Annotated in this window: 21 protein-coding genes; 9 read left to right on the top strand and 12 right to left on the bottom strand. The window is 65.0% G+C overall.

The genetic code is table 11. The features are described from left to right. Positions 1-59: 59 nt before the first annotated feature. A complete protein-coding gene (locus E3T39_RS15120) occupies positions 60-599 on the bottom strand; it encodes a YflT domain-containing protein (protein ID WP_134516674.1) in 540 nt (179 codons plus the stop codon). Positions 600-735: 136 nt separating this feature from the next. Here E3T39_RS15120 and E3T39_RS15115 point away from each other — a divergent pair, with 136 nt between their 5' ends. From E3T39_RS15115 to E3T39_RS15105, 3 genes are read left to right on the top strand one after another with little or no spacing between them, the layout of a single operon-like run. Beyond that, the gene (locus E3T39_RS15115; RefSeq protein ID WP_134516673.1) at positions 736-2,067 is read left to right on the top strand and encodes a magnesium transporter MgtE N-terminal domain-containing protein; all 1,332 of its coding nucleotides are present in this window, start codon (positions 736-738) and stop codon (positions 2,065-2,067) included. Beyond that, positions 2,054-2,641, top strand: a complete 588-nt coding sequence (locus E3T39_RS15110; protein WP_134516672.1) for a DUF1003 domain-containing protein — start codon at positions 2,054-2,056, stop codon at positions 2,639-2,641. The genes E3T39_RS15115 and E3T39_RS15110 overlap by 14 nt, the downstream gene beginning before the upstream one ends. After that, a complete protein-coding gene (locus tag E3T39_RS15105) occupies positions 2,638-3,789 on the top strand; it encodes an Mrp/NBP35 family ATP-binding protein (RefSeq protein WP_134516671.1) in 1,152 nt (383 codons plus the stop codon). The genes E3T39_RS15110 and E3T39_RS15105 overlap by 4 nt, the downstream gene beginning before the upstream one ends. A 3-nt stretch (positions 3,790-3,792) precedes the next feature. Here the strand turns inward: E3T39_RS15105 and ppk2 are convergent, their stop codons facing one another. Then, on the bottom strand, positions 3,793-4,614 hold the full coding sequence (ppk2, locus tag E3T39_RS15100) for a polyphosphate kinase 2 (RefSeq protein ID WP_134516670.1): 822 nt from the start codon (positions 4,612-4,614) through the stop codon (positions 3,793-3,795). A 53-nt stretch (positions 4,615-4,667) separates the two neighbouring features. Beyond that, positions 4,668-5,057 (bottom strand): sec-independent translocase, encoded by a 390-nt coding sequence (locus E3T39_RS15095; RefSeq protein WP_134516669.1) that lies wholly within the window; start codon positions 5,055-5,057, stop codon positions 4,668-4,670. Between the two features lie 86 nt (positions 5,058-5,143). Between E3T39_RS15095 and E3T39_RS15090 the strand changes: the two genes are divergently transcribed. Then, a complete protein-coding gene (locus tag E3T39_RS15090) occupies positions 5,144-5,776 on the top strand; it encodes an O-methyltransferase (protein WP_104192976.1) in 633 nt (210 codons plus the stop codon). 73 nt (positions 5,777-5,849) lie between these two features. On the opposite strand, the gene E3T39_RS15085 is transcribed toward E3T39_RS15090, so the two are convergent. The 3 genes from E3T39_RS15085 to dapE form a co-directional block, all read right to left on the bottom strand. Continuing rightward, the gene (locus E3T39_RS15085; RefSeq protein WP_104193188.1) at positions 5,850-6,026 is read right to left on the bottom strand and encodes a DUF3117 domain-containing protein; all 177 of its coding nucleotides are present in this window, start codon (positions 6,024-6,026) and stop codon (positions 5,850-5,852) included. 106 nt (positions 6,027-6,132) lie between these two features. Continuing rightward, positions 6,133-7,353 (bottom strand): hypothetical protein, encoded by a 1,221-nt coding sequence (locus tag E3T39_RS15080; RefSeq protein WP_241979740.1) that lies wholly within the window; start codon positions 7,351-7,353, stop codon positions 6,133-6,135. Positions 7,354-7,380: 27 nt separating this feature from the next. After that, positions 7,381-8,457 carry a succinyl-diaminopimelate desuccinylase gene (gene dapE / locus E3T39_RS15075; protein ID WP_134516777.1) on the bottom strand — a complete coding sequence of 359 codons (1,077 nt, stop codon included), beginning with the start codon at positions 8,455-8,457 and terminating at the stop codon, positions 7,381-7,383. An 83-nt stretch (positions 8,458-8,540) separates the two neighbouring features. Here dapE and dapD point away from each other — a divergent pair, with 83 nt between their 5' ends. Together dapD and E3T39_RS15065 are read left to right on the top strand one after the other, a co-directional pair. Beyond that, positions 8,541-9,524 carry a 2,3,4,5-tetrahydropyridine-2,6-dicarboxylate N-succinyltransferase gene (gene dapD, locus E3T39_RS15070; RefSeq protein WP_134516668.1) on the top strand — a complete coding sequence of 328 codons (984 nt, stop codon included), beginning with the start codon at positions 8,541-8,543 and terminating at the stop codon, positions 9,522-9,524. Between the two features lie 94 nt (positions 9,525-9,618). Then, positions 9,619-12,273 (top strand): penicillin acylase family protein, encoded by a 2,655-nt coding sequence (locus tag E3T39_RS15065; protein WP_134516667.1) that lies wholly within the window; start codon positions 9,619-9,621, stop codon positions 12,271-12,273. Between the two features lie 196 nt (positions 12,274-12,469). On the opposite strand, the gene E3T39_RS15060 is transcribed toward E3T39_RS15065, so the two are convergent. The 5 genes from E3T39_RS15060 to E3T39_RS15040 form a co-directional block, all read right to left on the bottom strand. Further along, positions 12,470-13,957, bottom strand: coding sequence for a nitronate monooxygenase (locus E3T39_RS15060; protein WP_241979739.1), 1,488 nt, complete (start codon positions 13,955-13,957; stop codon positions 12,470-12,472). Between the two features lie 235 nt (positions 13,958-14,192). Next, positions 14,193-15,479: a citrate synthase gene (locus E3T39_RS15055; protein ID WP_134516774.1), complete on the bottom strand. Its 1,287-nt coding sequence runs from the start codon at positions 15,477-15,479 to the stop codon at positions 14,193-14,195. Positions 15,480-15,711: 232 nt separating this feature from the next. Continuing rightward, the gene (dapC, locus tag E3T39_RS15050; protein WP_277612825.1) at positions 15,712-16,812 is read right to left on the bottom strand and encodes a succinyldiaminopimelate transaminase; all 1,101 of its coding nucleotides are present in this window, start codon (positions 16,810-16,812) and stop codon (positions 15,712-15,714) included. Between the two features lie 9 nt (positions 16,813-16,821). Next, positions 16,822-17,145, bottom strand: coding sequence for a ferredoxin (fdxA, locus tag E3T39_RS15045; protein ID WP_134516666.1), 324 nt, complete (start codon positions 17,143-17,145; stop codon positions 16,822-16,824). Positions 17,146-17,226: 81 nt separating this feature from the next. Then, positions 17,227-18,195, bottom strand: coding sequence for a PIG-L deacetylase family protein (locus E3T39_RS15040; RefSeq protein WP_134516665.1), 969 nt, complete (start codon positions 18,193-18,195; stop codon positions 17,227-17,229). 149 nt (positions 18,196-18,344) lie between these two features. Between E3T39_RS15040 and efeU the strand changes: the two genes are divergently transcribed. From efeU to efeB, 3 genes are read left to right on the top strand one after another with little or no spacing between them, the layout of a single operon-like run. Next, the gene (gene efeU / locus E3T39_RS15035; protein WP_134516664.1) at positions 18,345-19,214 is read left to right on the top strand and encodes an iron uptake transporter permease EfeU; all 870 of its coding nucleotides are present in this window, start codon (positions 18,345-18,347) and stop codon (positions 19,212-19,214) included. A gap of 28 nt (positions 19,215-19,242) precedes the next feature. After that, the gene (gene efeO, locus E3T39_RS15030; RefSeq protein ID WP_134516663.1) at positions 19,243-20,412 is read left to right on the top strand and encodes an iron uptake system protein EfeO; all 1,170 of its coding nucleotides are present in this window, start codon (positions 19,243-19,245) and stop codon (positions 20,410-20,412) included. Positions 20,413-20,420: 8 nt separating this feature from the next. After that, the gene (gene efeB, locus E3T39_RS15025; RefSeq protein ID WP_198416144.1) at positions 20,421-21,728 is read left to right on the top strand and encodes an iron uptake transporter deferrochelatase/peroxidase subunit; all 1,308 of its coding nucleotides are present in this window, start codon (positions 20,421-20,423) and stop codon (positions 21,726-21,728) included. On the opposite strand, the gene E3T39_RS15020 is transcribed toward efeB, so the two are convergent. After that, positions 21,725-22,189: a hypothetical protein gene (locus E3T39_RS15020; protein ID WP_134516661.1), complete on the bottom strand. Its 465-nt coding sequence runs from the start codon at positions 22,187-22,189 to the stop codon at positions 21,725-21,727. The genes efeB and E3T39_RS15020 overlap by 4 nt on opposite strands. Positions 22,190-22,287: the final 98 nt, after the last annotated feature.

Raw genomic sequence — 22,287 nt, 5'->3', positions numbered from 1 at the left:
CGAAAAGAGCACCCGTTCAGCGTTGCTGTTCTGGTGCTCTTTTTGCGCCGCCGCCCGATTTACTCGGGGTTTACTGGGGCTTCCGGGTTCGCAGGGGCTTCCGCTTCGTTCGAAATGCCACCGAGCAGGTTTCGCGCCCGGTTGACCAATTCGACGTCGACGATGATCTGGTAGCTGGTCGCAATGACCTGCATGGTCGAGGTGAAGTCGCGCCGACGCCGGTTGATGGCGTAGCTTGCGATACCCAGCAGCATGCCGAATCCGGCACCCATGATGAGTGCCGCGAACACGAACGGCAGGCTCGACCCGGTGGGCGAGAACAGAAAGAACAGAATACCGAAGAAGATTCCGAGCCAGGCACCGGATGCCGCGCCCGCGAGCGCGACCCGGCCGTAGGTGAGTTTGCCGGTCACGCGCTCGACACTCTTGAGGTCGTTGCCCACGATGGAAAGCTGTTTCACCGGGAAATCAGCCTTTGCGAGCGTATCGACGGCGGCTTGCGCGTCGGCATAGGTGCCGTAGGTGGCGAGCACCTCCCCGCGCGGCAACACGGGAGGAAGCACAGGGCGGCGTCGGGAGAAAAGGCTCTGATTGCTCATTGCGCCATTCTTCCACGCCATGATGCCTGGCAAATGTGCCGAATCAGCGATGCTCGGCGTTGGATCGCACTGTGCGATTCACACCAGGCCACTGTGCAGTGGCCGTATTAACGCGCGGGTGGCCTAGATTTGTAATGTGAGTGCCACCAGAGTTTTTGTTGCCCGACTGGCCGGGTGCACCGTTTTCGACCCCGCGGGCGACCGCGTGGGCAAGGTGCGCGATGTTCTCGTGGTGTATCGAAAAAACGACCCGCCCAGCGTCGTCGGTCTGATCGTGGAGATCCCCGGCAAACGGCGCGTGTTCGTGTCGATCAATCGGGTCACCAGCATCGGCAGCGGCCAGATCATCACGACCGGACTGATCAACGTGCGTCGCTACGAACAGCGGGGCGGTGAAGTGCGCGTCATCGCCGAATTGCTCGGCCGCAAAGTGCTCTTCACCGACGGTTCCGGCGAAGCGACCATCGAAGACGTCGCGATCAAGGAAGGCACGGAGGCCGACTGGGCCATCAGCCAGCTGTTCGTGCGCCGCCCCAAGACCAGCGCCTCGCCGTTCGTCAAGGGCGTCACATCATTCGCGACCTGGGCCGAAGTGCGCGAGAAAGAGACCAAGGGCCAGGCACAATCCGCCGAGCACCTCATCGCGACCTACTCCGATCTCAAGCCCGCCGATCTCGCCAATACCCTGCTCGATTTGCCGCGGGAGCGCATGTTCGAGGTGGCGGGCGAACTGCCCGACGATCGCCTCGCCGATGTACTCGAAGAGATGCCCGAATCCGATCAGGTCGGTATTCTCACCAGCCTCGGCGATGCGCGCGCTGCCGATGTGCTCGACCAGATGCAGCCAGATGACGCGGCCGACCTCATCGCCCAGCTGCCAGAAGAGCGCGGCGAGCAGCTGCTCGACCTGATGGAACCCGAAGAAGCCGAAGATGTTCGTTTTCTGCTCTCCTACGCCCCCGACACCGCCGGTGGGCTCATGACGACCGAGCCGATCATCGTCTCGGCCGACGCCACCGTCGCCGAGGGGCTGGCGCGCATCCGTCGTCACGACCTGGCACCAGCGCTCGGCGCGGCGATCTGCGTCACCCTCCCACCCTACGAAGCTCCTACCGGGCGTTTTCTGGGCATGGTGCATTTTCAGCGGATGCTGCGCTACCCGCCCCACGAACGCCTCGGCACGCTGCTCGACGCCGGCCTGGATCCGGTGACCGCCGACACGTCGGCCGCTGAAGTCAGCCGCATTTTGGCCAGCTACGACCTGGTCTCGGTGCCGGTGGTTGACGAGAACTACCGACTGGTCGGGGTGGTGACGATTGATGACGTGCTCGACTACCTACTGCCCGACGACTGGCGCAGCCATGATGGCAATGACGACGTACGCCGCCGGGCCGCTGCCCGCAGTGAACTGAGAACCGGTAGCATTCCGCTGCCCGGAGCGCAAAGGACACCTCGTGGCCCGCAATAACCGCGCTGATCTGCGTCTGGATGCGCCCAAGGGCTTGCGCGCCGGCAACATTGTGGGCATCAATCGGAGTGGCCACAGCCGGGACCGGTTCGGCCGGTTCACCGAAGCGATCGCCCGTGGAATGGGCACCCCGTGGTTTTTGCTCGGGCTCACCATGTTTGCCGTTGCGTGGATCTCCTGGAACACCCTCGCCCCGGTGGCCTGGCGTTTCGACTCTGTCGCGCTCGGGTTCATCGCGCTGACCCTCGTCCTGTCGATGCAGGCGTCCTATGCGGCTCCGATGATTTTGCTCGCCCAGAACCGGCAGGACGACCGCGACCGGGTGCAGTTCGAACAAGACCGGCAGCGCGCAGAACGCACCCTCGCCGATACCGAATACCTGGCCAGGGAGGTCGTGGCCCTGCGCATCGCGATTAAGGACATGGCCTCAAAGGATTTCATCCGCGCGGAACTGCGCGCATTGCTTGAGCACCTCGATGAGCGCAGTGACGAGCGCAGTCGTGCGGGCGAGCGCAGTCCCGTCGATGAACCTTCTGCCCCAAATAGCACCACGGAAAGCCGCCCCACCGCATGAATTCTGCCCCCGACGCCATCCGCGCCCGTGTTTTCACCGCCCTGGCCGGGGTGATCGACCCGGAGATCCGCAAGCCCATCACCGATCTCGACATGGTCTCGGGGGTGACGGTGAGCGACACCGGGCGAGTGAGCGTCGGCATCCGCTTGACCATTGCCGGTTGTCCGGCCGCTGCACGCATTGAGAGCGATGTTCTCGCCGCCGCCGAGTCCGTGTGCGGGGTGGGCCGCGCGAGCGTTGAGGTCGCCGTCATGACTCGCGAGCAACGCACCGCGCTCACCGAGAAATTGCGCGGCGGCCAGGTGCAACGCAGCGTGCAGTTCGGCCCGGAATCACTCACTCGGGTCTACGCGATCACGAGCGGCAAAGGCGGCGTAGGCAAGTCCACCGTTACCGCCAACCTGGCCGTTGCCCTGGCCGGAGAAGGACTGCGGGTGGGGATCGTTGACGCCGACGTGCACGGTTTCAGCATTCCCGGCCTGCTCGGCCTCGTTCACAACGGGCTAGCGGTCAAGCCGACCCAGGTGGGCGATATGATCCTGCCGCCGATCGCGCATAACGTGAAGGTCATCTCGATCGGCATGTTCATCGACGATGCGTCGGCGGCGGTCGCTTGGCGCGGCCCGATGCTGCACCGCACGATCAAACAGTTTCTGACCGACGTGTATTTCGGCGATCTCGACGTGCTGCTGCTCGACCTGCCGCCCGGTACCGGGGACGTCGCCATCACGGTGGGCCAGCTTTTGCCACACGCCGAGGTCATTGTCGTGACCACCCCGCAGGCAGCAGCGGCCGACGTGGCCGAGCGCAGCGGAATCGTGGCCCGGCAGACCGGGCAGAGCGTGTACGGCGTAATCGAGAATATGTCCGCGATGGTGCAGCCCGACGGCAGCCTGCTCGAACTGTTCGGTTCGGGCGGGGGCGCCGAAGTGGCCAGGCGTCTCTCCATCGGCCAGACGGCACCGGTGCCGGTGCTCGCGCAGGTTCCGCTGAGCGTGGCGCTGCGAACCGGCGGGGATGCCGGCCTGCCGGTCGTACTCGGCGCGCCGGATGACCCATCGGCCCGCGCTATTCTGGCGCTCGCGCACAGCATGAAGACGCGCGCCAGGGGCCTGGCCGGTCTCAGCCTGAGGCTCACGCCCCGCTGACGCCTATTCCTCGGGCTTGACCAGCGTCGCCGCGTGGTCGGGAACCTGGTGGTTCAACTCGCGCGGCGGCCGCTCATAATCGGAGGCCGACGGGCGGGTCGGAATGTGCACCTTGGGCGGGTCGGTCTTCTCGTAGGGCACGAGCGAGAGCAGATGGCTGATCGCGTTCAGCCGGCTAGCCCGCTTGTCTTCGCTCTCCACCACCCACCAGGGAGCTTCGGCAATATCGGTGTGCACGAACATCTCGTCTTTCGCCTTGGAGTAATCCACCCACTTGGTGATCGACAGCACATCGGTCTCGGACAGCTTCCACCGACGCATCGGATCTTTCAGGCGTGAACGAAAACGCCGTTCCTGCTCCAGGTCGGACACCGAAAACCAATATTTGACCAGCAGAATTCCGTCTTCGACCAGCATCCGTTCGAACAGGGGGGCCTGGTGCAGAAACCGCCGATATTCATCACTGGTGCAATAGCCCATGACCCGCTCAACGCCGGCCCGGTTGTACCACGAGCGGTCCATCAGAACGATCTCACCGGTCGACGGCAGGTGCTCGATGTAGCGCTGAAAATACCATTGGCCACGCTGACGTTCGGTGGGCATCGGCAGGGCTACCACGCGCGCAACACGCGGATTGAGATACTGGGTGATGCGCTTGATCGCCGACCCCTTGCCCGCGGCGTCGCGGCCCTCGAAGATCACCACGACCCGGGCACCGGATGATTTCACCCATTGCTGCATCGTGACCAATTCGGCCTGCAAACGGGTGAGCTCGGCCTCGTAAACGCTCTTTTTGACGCGTTTGGGCTTCTTGGCCTCAGACATCAACGTCTCTTTCTGCTCGGCACTGCTCGGCACTGCTCGCAAACGCATGCTACTTACGTGGATTCAGAATCGAACGGGGCCGGCTCAAGCGCGGTTAGGGCAGCGTCCCTGGCACGCTTACGTTTCAGGTAGGCGCCGTCAGGGTTGGGCTCGGCGCGTGAAATCGTCGCGGACTGGTCCTTGACCGGGTCTTCGTCGGCGAGGGCTTCCCGGATGATGCGGCGCGGGTCATACTGGCGCGGGTCCAGTTTTTTCCAGTCCAGATCGTCGAACTCCGGGCCCATTTCATCGCGCATACGATCTTTGGCACCGTTGGCCATGTCGCGGAGCTGCCGCACGAGACGACCCAGCTGGGCGGCATAGTGCGGTAGCTTATCGGGGCCAAGCAAGAAGACAGCGATGATCCCGATCAGAAGAATCTTTTCGAACGTCAGCCCAAACATGTCCTTAGAGTAGCGCCCGGCGAGGCATCCACAGACCACACGCGCCACGGCCCTAGTCTTGACCTAATCATCTACTGGAGTTATTTGTGTCTGACATTGAACTGAACTGGAAATTCTCCGACGATTGTGTCGTGGAATCCGAAGCCATTATTCGAGCGCGCCAGCAATCCCTCGAGCTGGGAATCGACGCGATAACGCCCGCGGTCGGTGCGCAATCGGCCGTTCTGGCCGCTGCTACCGGGGCGCGCAGTATCCTCGAGGTTGGCACAGGGGCCGGAGTTTCGGGCATCTGGCTGCTGACCGGGGCGCCTGGCGCCACGCTCACGTCGATCGACACCGAGGTAGACCACCTGCAACACGCCAAGGCGAACTTCGCCGAGGCAAAGGTTCCAGCCAACCGGGTGCGCCTGATCACAGGCAAGGCCAGCGAGGTCCTGCCACGCATGAACGAAAATTCTTACGACATTGTGTTTATTGACGCCGACCCGCAGTCGGTCATCGAATACGTCGAACACGGACTGCGCCTGGCCCGTCCGGGCGGCACCGTTCTCGTCGCGCACGCCCTCTGGCGCGGCCGAGTCGCCGACCCGGCCCAGCGCGACGATGTCGCGACCGGCTTCCGCACGCTGCTGACCGAAATTGCCGCGTCGAGCGCGGTCATCAGTGCCCTGTCCCCCGTCGGCGACGGCCTGCTGCAGATCACCAAGCTGCGCGCCTGACGCGCCTGCGTACAGCAGAACGGCCGCACAGTGACTGCGCGGCCGTTCTGCTGTTACCTACAGGAACACGAGGCTACTTCGCCGCAGCGACAACCCCGGCGAGTGCGTCGTGAAGTTCCCTGGCCTCGGCGTCGTTGACTGAGACAACAAGCCGACCCCCACCTTCGAGCGGTACACGCACGATGATCAGGCGCCCCTCTTTTACAGCCTCCATTGGCCCGTCTCCGGTCCGTGGCTTCATGGCCGCCATGAACTCCCCTTCCATTCGTCTTTGTATACCTATTATCGACTATCTCGGCCCGAGACGTAAATTCGGGTCGGACTCAGTGTCAGATTCGGTCGTTCATACCGAGTCCTTAGGGCGGTGTCCAGTCGTACCCGTCGACGCCCCAACAGATCAGCAGCCAGCCCCATTGGCCGGCCACGAAAAGCAGAACGATCGCCACCCGATAGACCCGGCTGCGCGGCAGCGCGGCCGCGCCGAGCAGCGGAAACATCGGCATGAGAAGCCGAAACGTGCTCGATTGCGGAAAGAAGACCGCGAGCAGGTACAGGCTATAACTGGCCAGCCACAAGCGCAGATCCACACCGAGCCGGCGAACGGCCGGTATGAACAGGAGCAGGGCGAAGGCCAGAATTAGGGCGGTGACCACGACGATCCCCCAGGGGCTGCCGAGCCACCAGATTCCCCCCTGGAACCACGCGGTGAACGGCACCAGCTCCACGTAACCGATGTACGGGGCCCGCCAGGCCAGCTCCGTGTCGGTGTACGCCATCGGGTCGCCGGTGGCCGCCCAGGCCGCGATTGGCCAGGCCAGCCCCATCAGCGCGCTGAACAGGGCGACGGACGCCGCCAGCATCCGCTCTCGCACGGGGAACGGGTCGCGAAATCGCCTTACGAAGCGGTAGCTGACATGCAGGCCAAGAGCGAGGGCAAATGCGAGCCCGCTCGGCCGCGTCAGGGCCATGATCGCGATGACGGGGTAGAGCGGCCAGTACCGCCGCTCCAACAGCAGGTAGAGAGCGAGGGTCAGAAAGAACAGGTACATCGATTCGGCATAGGCAAACTGCAGAATCGGCGATAGCGGGGCGACGCAAAACAACACGACCGAGAACAGGGCCGTGTTCGGCGGCTGCACCCGCGCCATCAGACGGTAGAACAGCAGGGCGGTGCCCAGGCTGAACACAACCGACACGAACACGGCCACGGGCGCCCACGGAAAGCTGGTCAGCTCCATGAGGAACCTGGCCACGACCGGATAGCCGGGCATAAATGCCCAGGCATTTTCACCGATCTGCCCGGTGTCGGTGATCGGCAGCACGCTCGGGTAACCGAGCACCGCGACGATGTTGTACCAGCGCCCGTCCCACATGGTCGCAAAATCGGTGTATTTCGGGCTGGCACCGGTCCAGGCGTTCGGGCCCTGCACGCTCGCCAGCACGAGTATGAGACTCGTTGTGACCAGTCGCGACAGCGCCCAGACCACGAGCACTTTGCCCCACCACGGGGTCAGCCGATAGCGGGCCTGCCAGACGGTCGGCAGCCGGCGGGCGGCCTGGGTGCGGGGACGGAGCATCCGCTCAGTCATTGTGCTGTCGCTGCGCTACCGAACGGATGCGCTCAGCCAGTCGCGCAGGCCCTTCTCGCAGGCCGTGATCTCGGCCACGGCGACGCGTTCGTCGTCGGCGTGAGCCTTGAGCGGGTCACCCGGCCCGTAGTTGACGGCCGGAACTCCCAGGGCCGAAAAGCGAGCGACGTCGGTCCAGCCATATTTCGGAGTGGCCACGCCGCCGACAGCGGCGAGGAATTCGCGGGCGAGCGGGGCGTCGAGACCGGGGCGGGCACCCTCGGCCCGGTCGACGACGGTGAGGTCGTAGCCGGCGAAGAGTTCGCGTAGATGGGCGACGGCTTCGTCGCCGCTGCGGCTCGGCGCAAAGCGGTAGTTGACGTGCACCATGCACTCGTCCGGGATGATATTGCCGGCGACGCCGCCCGTGATACCGACCGCGTTGAGGCCTTCGCGGTAGACGAGGCCCTCCACCTCGACCTCGCGGGCCTCATACCCGGCCAGAATGTTGAGAATAGGGGCGGCTTTGTGGATGGCGTTGTCGCCTACCCAGCTGCGCGCTGAGTGCGAGCGCAACCCGAAGGTGCGAATCTCCACGCGCAGGTTGCCGTTGCAGCCGCCCTCGACCTGGCTCCGGGTCGGCTCGCCGAGGATGGCGAAGTCCCCGGCGAAGAGGTCCGGACGGTTGCGGGCAAGGCGTCCGAGGCCGTTGAGATCGTCGGAGACCTCTTCGTGGTCGTACCACATCCAGGTCACGTCGACCCCTGGGTCGGCCAGTTCAGCGGCGAGCTTGAGCTGCACGGCGACGCCGGCCTTCATATCGACGGTGCCTCGACCCCAGAGATACTCGGTGCCGTCGATGGTCTCGTAACGGGTGGGCAGGTTGTCGTTGAGCGGAACCGTGTCGATGTGGCCGGCGATGACGACGCGCTGGGCGCGTCCAAGATTGGTGCGGGCGACGATGGTGTCGCCATCGCGAACTATCTCGAGGTGATCGAACCCGGCGAGCGCGGCCACAATCGCGTCAGCGAGGGCGGACTCGTTGCCCGACACGGACTCCATGTCGCAGATTTGCCTGGTCAGGTCGATCGACGTCGCCGTCAGGTCGAGCACGGTGAGCTGTGCCGGCCTTGCTGAGGCGCTGGCTGGAGCGGCGGGGGCCGGAGTCGAAGAAGTCACCCTACTAATCTAGAGGTATGCCCTCTGTTGTTACCGAAAACGCCACAGCCGCACCAACCCAGGCTTGGGGGTACGGTCTCGCAACCGTCGCCTTCGATGGCACCGTGCTCGACACCTGGTTTCCGTCCCCGGCACTCGGCGCGCTGCCGACCGGCCGCGACCGCTGGATCGTTCCGGCCGAACTGTGCGAAGCAGCCGGCGACGACGCCAGACGCGCGGTGCGCCTTGAGGCCATCACCGTGGAAATTAATCTCGATACGGCTCCGGCGAGCACCTCGGATGCCTATCTGCGGCTGCACCTGCTCTCCCACCTGCTCGTCAAGCCGAACAGCATCAATCTCGATGGCATCTTCGCGCACCTACCCACCGTGGTCTGGACCAATGCCGGCCCGATGCTGCCGGCCGACTTCACCCGGCTACGCCCGACCCTGCAGCGCGCCGGCATTCAGGCCAGCGGCATCGACAAATTCCCGCCGCTGCTCGACTACGTCGTGCCGGTCGGCGTGAGAATAGCGGATGCCTCCCGCGTGCGGCTCGGCGCCCACCTCGCCCCGGGTACCACGGTCATGCACGAGGGCTTCGTGAATTTCAATGCCGGAACCCTCGGCTCCTCCATGGTTGAGGGCCGTATCTCGCAGGGTGTCGTGGTAGGTGACGGCGCCGATATCGGTGGCGGGGCATCCATTATGGGCACCCTGTCTGGCGGCGGAACGCAGCGCATCTCCATCGGCGCCCGCGCCCTGCTCGGGGCCAACTCCGGCGTGGGTATCGCGATCGGCGACGACAGCGTTGTAGAAGCCGGGCTCTACGTCACGGCCGGCACCAAGGTTGTCCTCGTCGGCGAACCGATCACAGCAGATGGCGTCCGGCCCTCGGTGAAAGCGGTTGAGCTCTCCGGCATGCCGAACCTGCTGTTTCGCCGCAACTCCATCTCGGGCGCCGTGGAGGTGCTCGCTCGCAGTGGCAGCGGCATCACGCTGAACGCCGCGCTGCACGCCTAGACTGCTGCCGCCAAGCGGATGTCGGTGGGTTCCGCTAGCATCCGGGTAGCGGTATCCGCTCGGGTGGGGATCGCGCAAGTCACGAGGGAGTGATGTGGGCACGGACGCACCACGCAGCAAGGGGCACCGTCGCGTTCGGCGATTGTTCATTGCGCTCACTATCGTGGTCAGCCTGGTTGTGGTCACCGCCGGTCTCGGTGTCTGGACGGTCACGCGGTCGTTTCCGACGCTGGCAGGCACCATCGACATCGCGGGGCTCACCGACACGGTCACGGTCACACGCGACGACGCCGGAATCCCCCAGATCACAGCGAAGACCGCTGCCGACCTATTTCTCGCCGAGGGCTACGTGCATGCGCAGGACCGGTTCTGGGAGATGGACTTTCGCCGGCACATCACGAGCGGGCGATTGTCGGAGCTGTTCGGAGAAAGCCAGGTCGGCACCGACACATTCGTGCGCACGCTCGGCTGGCGAGCCGTCGCCGAGCAGGAAGTTGCCCTGCTCGACCCGGTGACCCTCGGCTACTATCAGGCCTACGCCGATGGCGTGAACGCCTACCTCGGCACCCACCACGGGGCCGACCTGTCGCTGGAGTATGCCGTCCTGGGCCTGCAAAACCCCGGTTACGAGGTGGAACCCTGGTCCCCGGCCGACTCCGTCGCGTGGCTGAAAGCCATGGCCTGGGACCTTCGCTCCAACCTCGACGACGAGATCGACCGCGCCTTGCTGTCAGCGACGCTTACGGCCGCCGAAGTGAGCCAACTGCACCCGAGCTTTCCGGCCGACCAGCACCCCACCATCACCGGCAGTCAGGCCGTCACCCTGCCGTCGGCCGGGGCGCTGGCCGCACGGTCGAACGTCGATTCAACGGATGTCCCCGCCGCCGACCGCGGCGTCACTTCGAACACCGCACCCGACGCATCCGGCTCCGATTCCGTTGATTCATACGCGGGGGCCCTCACCGAGTTGCGCGCGCACCTCAAGTCGGTGCCGGAATTGCTCGGGCCGGCCGGCGGGGAGATCGGTTCCAATTCCTGGGTCGTCGCCGGGGCCCTCACCGACACTGGCAAGCCCCTGCTCGCCAACGATCCGCACCTCGGCCCTGCACTGCCCTCGGTCTGGTATCAGGTGGGGTTGCGCTGCCAGTCGATCACCGCCGACTGCCCGTTCGACGTGGCCGGGTACAGTTTTTCGGGAATGCCCGGCGTGATCATCGGCCACAATGAGCGCATCGCCTGGGGTTTCACCAACCTCGGCCCTGACGTCGCCGATCTCTATATCGAGAAGGTCACCGGCGACAGCTACGAATTCGACGGCGTTCTCCAGCCCCTGCTGCTGCGCGACGAAAAGATCTCCGTCGCCGGCGGTGACGACGTCAAGATCGAGATCCGCTCGACCGGACACGGGCCACTGCTGAGCGGTTTCGAGGGCACCGCCTACCCGCAGATCGCAAGTGACTTTCCGGGGGCGGCGGGGCTACCTCCAGCCCCGATCGCCGAGGCGGGTGCTGACCAAACCACCTATGAGCTGTCGTTACAGTGGACGGCACTCACGCCGGGGCACACGGCATCCGCTATTTTCGCCCTGAACCGGGCCACCGACTGGACCAGCTTTCGCGCAGCAGCCGCTCTGTTCGAGGTGCCGGCGCAGAATTTGACCTATGCCGACGTCGACGGAAATATCGGCTATCAGGCACCCGGGCTTATCCCCATTCGGGCCAGCGGCAACGGCACCCTGCCGGTGCCGGGCTGGATCAGCCAGTACGGCTGGACCGGGTATATCCCCTTTGACGCCCTGCCCAGCACCTTCAATCCGCCGAGCGGATACATCGTCACGGCCAATAACGCGGCCGTCGACCAGAGCTACCCGTACCTATTGACCGCCGATTGGGATCTGGGCTATCGGGCGAACCAGATCACGGCTCGGCTACAAGAACTCATTGCCGCGAAAACCCCGCTGACCGCAAAGCTGATGAGCGAGATTCAGGGTGACAACTACAGCGCCATCGCGGCGGCCCTGGTACCGGCACTGCAGCAGGTGCGGCTCACCGGCGACGCCACCGAAGCGCAGAAGCTGCTCGACGGCTGGGACTACCAGATGGACGCCGACAGTGCCGCCGCCGCGTACTTCAACGTGATCTGGAGCACGCTGCTGCACGACATGTTTACCGGCAAGATCAACGCCGACGCTGCCCTCACCGGCGGTGATCGTTCCTTCTCCGTGGTCATGAGTTTGCTCGCTGAGCCGAACTCCCCGTGGTGGTCCAACGCCGCCTACGGAACCGTCGGGCAGGAGAGCATGCTACGCCGAGTTCTGACGGATGCCTCGGTGGAGGCTGCCGACCTCATGGGATCGAACCCGACGGACTGGCAGTGGGGCGCCATCCACACCCTCGAGCTCACCAACCAGAGCTTCGGCAAGTCCGGGATCGCCCCGCTGGAATGGTTATTCAACCGCGGGCCGTACGAGCTCGCCGGAGGTTCAGCCGTCGTCAACGCGGTCGGCTGGGATGCCACCCAGGGCTACCAGGTGGACTGGGTACCGTCGATGCGACAGGTCGTCAGCCTGGAGAACTTCGACGACTCCACCTGGATCAACCTCACCGGGGCATCCGGGCACGCTTTCCACCCCAACTACACCGATCAGGCGCCGCTCTGGCGCGACCATGAGACTCGGCGGTGGCTGTTCACACCGGCCGCCATCAAGGACGATGCGGCAGACACGCTGACCCTAGAGCCGGCCTCGTAGGGCCGCAAACGAGTCCACCGTTCTCGTCACCGAAGGCTGCCTCGCCAGCCCCGCGACCCCGGCTGCTGACCCGCTACTCACCGCGCAGCCAAATTTCGCGGCGCCCGTCGAAAGGACCGTCCCGGTGTCCCGGTATCCCGGTGTCCGGGTATCCGCCCGACTGAACCAGCACTACGCCGGTTCAGTTCGTAGGCTGCTAACGAGATTTAGACTCGAGGTAGGCTACGGCTTCAGTGGCGGACCAGCCTTGGGGGTGCGCGGCACGCAGGGCGGTGACCCCGTCGAGGTCAGTACCGAGAGTGACCAGCGGCAACTCCTCGTATCCGTCTCGTCGGGTTTGGCTCAGTCCTACGTTGGCCGTGAGGGCGTTGCAGAGGCATTTGCGGCCGGCGGCCTCCTCGCTGGAACCGCCCTTGCGCACAAACGTCGCGACCGGTTCGGCCGGGCACCGGTAGCCGAGCACTCCGGGGGCGCGTTCGTACGGCACCCGGAGATAACCGAGATCGCACAGGCGCGGGCGCTCTTCGTACAGGGTGGCGTCGGACAAGGTTCCGGGCAGCGTCGCGACTTTGAACGGGAATCCCGTTGAGGAGGCCAGCGGATCGGTACGAATCCGCAGCCCCTGGCCGTCGATTTGGTGGAGCAGCTGCTCCCGCAGGGTCTCGTCGAGGCCGGATTCAGCCGCGAGAGCGAACAGCGTGCCCACCTGAACGCCAGCGGCTCCGATTGCGAGGGCTTCGCTGACCCGCTCGGGAGTGCCGTAACCGCCGGCGACCCAGAACGGCAGGCCGACCGCTGCGACCTTCGCCAAATCGGCGTCATCCCGCGGGCCGTAGACAGGTTGGCCATCGTCGTCGAGCACGCCGCGTCCGCGCGGCGGTGCGTTGTGCCCGCCGGCCCGCGGCCCTTCAATGATGAAGCCGTCGGGACGCGTCGACTCCTCCCGGGTCAGGTACACAGCGAGAACGTGGGCAGCGACGATCGCCAGGAAATGGGGGCGGTGTAACGGCGGCAGTCCTCCACCGGTCAGGGCTTCCGGATTGAACTCGACGGAGTACCTGGTGGTGGAGTTCTCGACGTGCAGGTCGAGCGCCCGGGTCTCGTGCTGGGCCAGTCCGGTGAGCAGCGCAGGAATCTCGGCCGGAATCCCCGCTCCCATCAGCACGTAGTCGACTCCAGCCAACATCGCTCCGTAGGCCGCGCTCGGAGTGGCGAGCTGCACCTTCTCGAGAAAATTGATGCCAACCAGTCCATCGTGGCCCTGCTTGGCCAGCCAGACTTCGGCAAAGTTCGCGACGACGCTCAGCTCAAGCGATTTCACGAGCGGATGCTGGCTGACCTTGGCGATGGGAAGGTACGGAATTCCCGGGGCGCGACCGCCGAGGCGAAAGTACTTCCTCAGTACCCGGTCGGCGAGGGCCGGCACCGGGAAGTGAGCCAACGCTCGCCGCACGTGGCCACCCGCGTCACCGTCCTGCAAGCGTCGAGCGATGACCGTGTCGAGAGCCGTACCGCTGACGACACCGAGCTGACCCGCCTTGGACACCGCGCGGGCAAGCTGCCACGATGAAACGGCAACGCCCATGCCGCCTTGAATGATCGTCGGCAGTGTCTGCATCGGGCGAGAAGTTGTGGGGGTGGCCGTCGCGAGTGTCGCGGCCGCAGTCATCTCGAGCGGAGTCATGGGCGTACCTTTCAGTGACGGACTCCACGGCTTGGCGCCCTCTCAAAGCGTATTCCCGTGCATATTCCGCCTCACGAATACGTTCCGCGGGTCCATTCCACATCCGGCGAACGGTGGAACGCGGAAAGTGGACGGCGCTGAGCATCCGTTGTCAACGAAATGGAGTTGTCAAGGAACCGGCCGTGACACCGGCATCGCAACGCCCATGGAGCACGCCCCCGAACAGGAAGCAGTACTACCGGCGCGGGTAGTCGCGCGCCGGAGAGCCCACGTACAACTGCTGCGGGCGACCGATCTTGGTGGCCGGATCCTCGTTCATCTCACGCCAGTGCGCGACCCAGCCGGGGAGACGACCGATCGCGAAGAGCACGGTGAACATGCGCGTCGGAAAGCCCATTGCCTTGTAAATGACGCCGGTGTAGAAATCGACGTTGGGGTACAAGCGACGTTCCTTGAAGTAATCGTCGTTGAGCGCGATGTGCTCGAGTTCCTGCGCAATGTCCAGCAGGTCGTCCTTGACGCCGAGAGCGGCCAGTACCTCGTGGGCGCTCTCCTTGACCAGGGTGGCGCGCGGGTCGTAGTTCTTGTAGACCCGGTGGCCGAAGCCCATGAGCTTTACGCCCTGCTCTTTATTCTTGACACGTTCGACGTACTTTTCGACGCCCTGACCGGATGCCTGGATCTCGCCGAGCATCGACAGTACGGCTTCGTTGGCTCCGCCGTGCAGCGGTCCAAACAGCGCGTTGATGCCGGAGGAGACCGACGCGAACAGGTTGGCCTCGGTCGAGCCGACCAGGCGCACCGTCGAGGTCGACGCGTTCTGCTCGTGGTCTTCGTGAAGCATGAGCAGGCGTTCAAGGGCCTTGCTCACGACCGGGTTGATCTCGTAGGGCTCGGCCATGTTGCCGAAGTTGAGCTTGAGGAAGTTGTCGACGAAGCTCAGGGAATTGTCGGGGTAGAGAAAAGCCTGGCCGACGCTCTTCTTGTGCGCGTAGGCGGCCATGACCGGCAGCTTGGCCAGCAGGCGAATGGTGGAAATCTCGACCTGCTCCGGGTCCTTCGGGTCGAGCGAGTCCTGGTAGAACGTCGACAGGGCAGACACGCCAGAGGCGAGAACGCTCATCGGGTGCGCCTTGTGCGGCAGGGAATCAAAGAACCGGCGCATGTCTTCGTGCAACAGCGTGTGATGACGGATGCGATCGTCAAAGTTAGCCAGTTCGCTCGCGCTGGGCAGATCACCGTAGATCAGCAGCCAGGCCGTCTCGAGGAAGTTCGAGTTCTGGGCGATCTGTTCGATCGGATACCCGCGATAGCGCAGGATGCCGGCGTCACCGTCGATATAGGTGATCGCGGAGCGGGTTGCGGCCGTGTTCACGAAACCGTAGTCCAGCGTGGTGAGGCCGGTCTTCTTGGTCAGGGTGGAGATGTCGATGCTCGACACGCCGTCCACACTGGTCAGGATCGGGAACTCTGCGCTCCCGCCGGGGAAAGTGATTGTGACCTTGTTGGGGTCAGCGCTCATCGGTTCGCCGGATGTTGTCTGCTGCGCGACGTCGGTCACGGAGCCTCCTCGGGTATCTCTGCCGGATGAAATGTGGCGACGCGTCACTGAATCGGCCAATGATGAAGCTGCTGTGTTCGATTCCGCCGCGACTACAGCCTAATCGGCCTAACCACCTACTGTTGCATCAGCTAAGACTTCGGGCGGTTCGTTGGCGGAAGTCCACAGATCCCAAGCCGAGACAGACGCTGCGTTAAACCAACAAGCGTGCCACAGCGGCGGCGATGCGCTCGTCGGTCGCGGTGAGCGAGAATCGCACATGCTCGGGGTAGACATCGCCATAGAACGGACCGGGACCGGCCAGAATGCCACGGGCGGCCATCCGTTCGATGGATTGCCAGGCGGGACGTCCCTCGGTTGCCCACAGGTAGAGCCCGGCTTCGCTCTGATCGATGCGAAAGCCGGCCGCCTCCAGCGCGGGGCGCAGGGCAGCGCGGCGTGCGCGATAGCGCTCCTTCTGCACGCTTACGTGCTCGTCGTCGCCGAGGGCGGCGATCATTGCCGCCTGGAGCGGCGCCGGAAGCATGAGGCCGGCGTGCTTCCGCACGGTCAGCAGGCGCGCGAGTACGCCGCTACAGCCGGCCGCGAAGGCCGCCCGATAGCCGGCCATGTTGGACTGCTTGCTGAGCGAGTAGATCGCGACGACGTTGCGCCGGTCGCCGTCAATAACTCGGGGGTCGAGGATGCTTGGAATGGCCTCGGCATTCCATGGCGCGTCCCAGCCGAGCTCGGCATAACACTCGTCGCTCACGATCACGGCGTCGAGTTCGCGGGCACGGGCGACGGCAGCGCGCAGGTCATCGACCGACAAAACTCGGCCGTCCGGGTTTCCGGGGCTGTTCAGCCAGATCAGCTTGGTCGATTCGGGCCACTCTGCCGGATCATCGGAGGCCAGGGCCGCAGCGCCGGAAATAGCAGCACCGATCGCGTAGGTCGGGTAGGCCGCCAGCGGGTGCACGATCGTGTCGCCCTCGCCGAGGCCAAGCATGAACGGCATGAGAGCCACGAGCTCCTTGGAACCGATCGTGGGCAACACGTTTTTCGGTTCGAGGCCAGTGACACCACGGCGCCGGGCATACCAGTCGATGATCGCCTGTTGCAGGGCGGGCGTACCGACGGTTTGCGGATAGGCGTGGGCATCCGTTGCAGCTCGCAGCGCCTGCTGCACCACGTCGGGCGTGGCATCGACCGGCGAACCGATCGACAGGTCGACGATGCCGTCGGCGTGCTGCCGTGCCCGGGTGGCAAAAGGGACCATCTGATCCCAGGGATAATCCGGCAGTGGCTTCAGCACGAAAATCGCTTAGTGCGCAACCTGGGGCGGCAGTGCGGAGATGACGGGGTGGTCCTTGGCGAGCACGCCGATCTTGGCGGCGCCTCCTGGGGAGCCGATGTCGTCGAAGAATTCCACGTTGGCTTTGTAGTAGTCGGCCCACTGTTCGGGCAGGTCATCTTCGTAATAGATGGCCTCGACCGGGCAGACCGGTTCACAGGCGCCGCAGTCGACGCACTCGTCAGGATGAATATAGAGGGAGCGTTCGCCCTCATAAATGCAGTCCACCGGGCATTCATCGATGCAGGCACGATCTTTCACATCGACGCACGGAAGAGCGATCACATACGTCACAGGCTGGGGATTCCCTTCGAGAGCGGACTCCTGATTCTACGCCCCCGCGGTCGGGCCCCTTTCCGTATGACGCGATGCCGGCTAGCGTCGGCGCGGCGGCAGTTTCGGCCAGGCCAGCACAAAAGCCGCGATCAGCGCCGGAACAACGGTCCACAGGGTTCCGGGCAGGCCAGCCGGCACGAGCACCGACCCTCCGGAACCGCGCAGTGACAGCACAAAAATGGTCAGTAGTAATCCCGCCGCGGCGAGGCCGACCACGAACCTGTCCCCCACGACAAGGCGCAGCCCGAGCAGAAGCGCGCCGATTCCGACGAACGCGATTGTCAGGCCGATCGGAAGCGCCACACCGAACAGGGTTACGGTGGCCTGGTGAGCGATGGTTCCCAGCACGCCGAAAAGGATACCCAGAAGCAGTCCGCCGAGACCGCTCAACGACCGGTTTGCCAGGGTCGGGCGAGCGGGTCGCTCGGTGGGCGCGGGCAGCGCTGAGCGCGGGGCATCCACTCTTAGGAACGTTTCGGTGTCGGTGATTACATCGGTGGCCCCGTCGGCCAGGACGCAAGTGCGTTCGGTCAGGGTCCAGCGCGCGGGAAAGTGCGAGAGTGCGCGCAGTTTCTCATCGAGGTAACCGCCGACGTCGATGGCGATGAGACGCTGGCCGGCTGCCTGGCGCACCGTGCGGGCCAGAAACACCGGCAGGCCGGCCTCGTGCGCTGCGGTCGTCGCGGCCACACGCAGACCGTTGTCGACGGTGCCGACAACCACTGCGGTTGCGCCGAGTGCGTCAATGGCCTCTCGAAAGGTCGATTCGAATTCATGCCCGGAGGCCTGCGGCAAGCGGTGCCAGACGCGCGCCCCGAGTTCGGCCAGCGCCGCGGAGATCGCGGCATCCGTTTCGGTCGGAGCAACGGCGTAAAGCACAGCCACCCGGGATCCGTCGGCGCGCAGCCGGGCGATAGTGCCGCCGGTCAGTGCGGATTCGTCGCCGGGCCGGGCATGCACGAACAGGATTCGCTCGCCGCTGCCGGACATGACCATGGGCGTACGCACCGTTTCTGCTCTGCGGGCTGTTCGTCGTGCTGGGTGATATCTGTTCCCGAATCAAATCATAACTAGACAGGATCGCGCCGGTCGGACTAGAGTCAACTTCGGTAAGGTTAGCCTTACCAAACAGTCGCCCAAATCATTCAAGGAACCCCGTGCTCGCAAACTACCTGATCGGCCTGCGCGAAGGCCTTGAGGCCGCGCTGATCGTGACGATCCTCATTGCCTACGTCGTGAAGATCAACCGGCGCGACGTACTGCCGCGCATCTGGCTCGGTGTCGGCCTGGCCGTGCTGCTCGCCCTCGGTATCGGTGCGCTGCTCACCTACGGCACCTATGGGCTCTCGTTCACCGCGCAGGAGACCATCGGCGGGGTGCTCTCGATCGTGGCGACCGGCCTGGTGACCTGGATGGTGTTCTGGATGCTGCGCACCGCGCGCGACCTCAAGGGGCACCTTCAGGGCAATATTGACAAGCATCTCGTCGGTGCCGGTCTTGGACTCGTGCTCGTCGCGTTTCTCGCGGTCGGCCGGGAAGGCATCGAGACCGCCCTGTTCCTCTGGGCGGCCGTGCAGGCGACCGGCGCCACGACCATGCCCCTGCTCGGCGCAGCCCTCGGTATCGCAACGGCGGTCGGGCTCGGCGTTCTGATTTATGCCGGCATGCTCAAGATCAACCTCTCGAAGTTCTTCACCTATACCGGCGCCGTCCTCATCGTCGTTGCCGCTGGCGTGCTCTCCTACGGCGTGCACGACCTGCAAGAGGCTGGCACATTGCCCGGCCTGAACGCCCTCGCTTTCAATGTGAGTGCCGTTATACCGCCGGACAGTTGGTACGGCACGCTACTCAAGGGCACCCTGAACTTCTCCCCCGCCACCACCTGGCTGGAGATGTTCGCCTGGCTGGCCTATGCCGTGCCCACCCTGACCCTCTTCATCAGAAAAAGCCGCCAGGGCCGCGCGAGCACCCGACCGGTTCCGGCCGCACCCCGGACTCCGGCGCCCGTTCCGGTTTCCGCGCACTGACTTCTCGTTTCTCTGCCAAAGGATCTTCATGCCTCGTGTCTTGCGTTCTGCCCGCCTGCTCGGCGTCGGTGTTCTCGGCGTCACTCTGCTCGGCGGCTGCGTCGCAAACGACCCGGCAGCCTCGCACACGGCCCTTACCGTCGACAGCAGCGCGACGGATTGTGCCGTATCAGCAAATGAGGCGCCGGCTGGCAGTATCCGCTTCACGGTCACCAATTCCGGCGATCAGGTGACCGAGTTCTACCTGCTCGCCGACGACGGCCTGCGCATCGTCGGCGAGGCGGAGAACATCGGCCCCGGACTCAGCCGCGACCTCGTCGTGCAGCTCGACGCCGGCAGCTACTTCACAGCCTGCAAGCCGGGGATGACCGGTGACGGTGTCGGCAAGGCCGAATTCACCGCCACTAAAACGGATGCCGCCGCCGCCGTCGACGTCGACCTTGCGGCCCAGATCGACACCGCCAATTCCGACTACGCCTCGTACGTCAGCGACCAGATCGGCCAGCTCGTCACCGGCACCGACTCGTTCGCCGCCGCCTATAGGAATGGGGACGACGACACGGCCCGCGGCCTGTACGCGTCGACTCGGGTGCACTGGGAGCGGGTAGAGACCATCGCCGAATCGTTCGGCGACCTCGACCCCAAGCTCGACCTGCGCGAGGCCGACCTCGAACAGGGCCAGGAGTGGACCGGCTGGCACGCGATCGAGAAGGACCTCTGGCCAGCCGAGGCTGAAGCCGGTTTCGAGGCGTACAGCACCGAGAAGCGCGCAGCCCTCACGCAGCAGCTCGTCGCCGACACCGCGACCCTGCACACGAAGGTGCAGGGTGTGAGTTTCACGCTGTCGCAGCAGACCAACGGTGCCATCGGCCTGCTCGACGAGGTCGCGACCGGCAAGGTCACCGGCGAGGAAGAAACCTGGTCGCACACCGACCTCTGGGATTTTCAGGCGAACGTCGACGGAGCCCGCGTGCTCTACGACGGCGTGCGCTCAATTCTGCTGCAGACGGATGCTGACCTGGCCGCTTCGCTCGACACCGAGTTTGCCTCCCTGCAGGCGCTCCTCGACGTTCAGCGCGTTGGCGACGGATTCACGCTCTACTCCGCCCTCACTCCGGCTGAGATTCGCGCCCTCGCCGATCAGGTCAACGCGCTCGGCGAGCCTTTGAACCAGCTCACCGCCGCGCTCGTCCTGTGAGGCACAGCGTGGCGGGCAGTGAGCGGGCCGAGTCCACCGATCTGGTCGCGACGGCCCGCGGCCTGTCCCGGCGCGGACTGCTGGGCCTCGCTGGGGCGAGCGTCGCCGGAATCGGGCTGGGGGTGGCCGGGGACCGGGCGGCGCTGGCCGCGTCGGCGACGCCGGAGGCGGCATCCGCTTCGGCGGTCTACCCGTTCTACGGCCGGCACCAGGCTGGCATCGTAACGCCAGCGCAGGATCGTTTGCACTTCGCCGCCTTCGACGTCTCCGCCGGCACCACGCGCGCCCAGCTGATCGAGCTGCTGCAGGAATGGACGGTCGCATCCGCTGCGATGACCGCCGGGCAGGAGATCGGAGAGTACGGCGCTATCAGTGGCCCCTACGACGCGCCGCCCGAAGATTCCGGCGAGGCGCAAGGCTTGCCTACAGCTGGCCTCACCATCACGTTCGGTTTCGGTCCGTCCCTGTTTGAAACAGCGGATGGCGTCGATCGCTTCGGACTCGCACGCCGCCGACCGGCCGATCTGACGCCGCTGCCGCACTTTCCCGGCGACGATCTCGACGTCGGCAAGAGCGACGGCGACCTGTGCATCCAAGCCTGTTCCAACGACCCCCAGGTCGCCGTGCACGCCATTCGCAACCTGTCGCGCATCGCGTTCGGACGGGCGGCCCTGCGCTGGTCCCAGCTCGGTTTCGGACGCACCTCATCGACGTCAACGAGCCAGGCCACCCCGCGCAACCTGTTCGGTTTCAAGGACGGCACCGCCAACATCAAGGCTGAAGAACCCGACGTCGTCACCGACCAGGTCTGGGTGTCGGCGTCCGACGGACCGGCCTGGTTGGCCGGCGGCTCCTACCTGGTGGCGCGGCGCATCCGCATGACCATCGAGACCTGGGACCGCTCGATTCTGAGCGAGCAGGAAGCCGTGTTCGGACGCACCAAGGGCGCTGGCGCACCGCTTTCGGGTGGCACTGAATTCAGCGAGCCCGACTTCGCGCTGGCCGGCCGGGCAGACCAGCCGCTCATCGGCGCTGCTGCGCACGTGCGGTTGGCGCATCCAGCCCAGAACAACGGCACCAAATTACTGCGCCGCGGCTACAACTTCGTCGATGGCAACGATGAGCTGGGGCGACTGAAAGCCGGATTGTTCTTCATCAGCTTCCAGCGCTCGCCGGCCCAATTCACTTCTGTGCAGCTGAACCTCGCCAGGCACGACGCACTCAACGAATACATTCGCCACGTCGGCAGCGCCCTGTTCGCGGTTCCGGCGGGCACCCTTGATGGGGGCTACGTCGGGGCGCCCCTGTTCGCCTAACCGAGCGCGGGCACCGGAGTGACCGTATAGAGCACGCCGTCGGTATTGGCGGCCACGACGACACCAAAGTTCTCGTTCGCCATCGTCACCACCTCCGTGTCGACTCCGGCCACCACTTCGGTGAAGCCGGCTGCCAGCAGCTCGGCCCGTGCATCGTCCAGGGGAGTCGTTGACGTGGCATTGACGGTGACTACCCAGCCACCGACCCCACTCTCACCGACACCGCCGGTCGCGAAGAGAATCTCTCCATCGAGCACGGGGATTTCGGTCGGCCAGTCTGCGGGAAGTTGGCCTCCGAGGCTGACGTCACCGCCCGTAGCGTCCTGCACGGCACCGTTCACGGCACCATTCACGCTGTCGCGCACGGAGTCGCCCACGGAGCAGCCCGCCAGGAGCGGAAGTCCGGCTGCGGCCACTACGAGGGCGAGAACAACTCGTCGTGTTGGTCTGCTGGTCGTCATGTGAAGCCTTTCGAGTTGTGCGAATGTGGACACCGCGAGGGTGCAAAAAGTGCCGCTTCGACCTAGTCAAAGCAGCACTTTTTGCGCTCTCGTGGAGG

It is taken from the genome of Cryobacterium suzukii (assembly GCF_004403185.1).
Lineage (GTDB): Bacteria > Actinomycetota > Actinomycetes > Actinomycetales > Microbacteriaceae > Cryobacterium > Cryobacterium suzukii.
Note: the sequence above shows the minus strand (reverse complement) of the source record. Positions and strands in the feature narration are given on the sequence as shown.

Coding starts and splice junctions, on each gene's coding strand:
- E3T39_RS15120 (WP_134516674.1), bottom strand. CDS start 599: ATGAGCAATCAGAGCCTTTTCTCCCGACGCCGCCCTGTGCTTCCTCCC.
- E3T39_RS15105 (WP_134516671.1), top strand. CDS start 2,638: ATGAATTCTGCCCCCGACGCCATCCGCGCCCGTGTTTTCACCGCCCTG.
- ppk2 (WP_134516670.1), bottom strand. CDS start 4,614: ATGTCTGAGGCCAAGAAGCCCAAACGCGTCAAAAAGAGCGTTTACGAG.
- E3T39_RS15095 (WP_134516669.1), bottom strand. CDS start 5,057: ATGTTTGGGCTGACGTTCGAAAAGATTCTTCTGATCGGGATCATCGCT.
- E3T39_RS15085 (WP_104193188.1), bottom strand. CDS start 6,026: ATGGCGGCCATGAAGCCACGGACCGGAGACGGGCCAATGGAGGCTGTA.
- E3T39_RS15080 (WP_241979740.1), bottom strand. CDS start 7,353: ATGCTCCGTCCCCGCACCCAGGCCGCCCGCCGGCTGCCGACCGTCTGG.
- dapD (WP_134516668.1), top strand. CDS start 8,541: ATGCCCTCTGTTGTTACCGAAAACGCCACAGCCGCACCAACCCAGGCT.
- E3T39_RS15060 (WP_241979739.1), bottom strand. CDS start 13,957: ATGACTCCGCTCGAGATGACTGCGGCCGCGACACTCGCGACGGCCACC.
- E3T39_RS15055 (WP_134516774.1), bottom strand. CDS start 15,479: ATGAGCGCTGACCCCAACAAGGTCACAATCACTTTCCCCGGCGGGAGC.
- efeO (WP_134516663.1), top strand. CDS start 19,243: ATGCCTCGTGTCTTGCGTTCTGCCCGCCTGCTCGGCGTCGGTGTTCTC.
- E3T39_RS15020 (WP_134516661.1), bottom strand. CDS start 22,189: ATGACGACCAGCAGACCAACACGACGAGTTGTTCTCGCCCTCGTAGTG.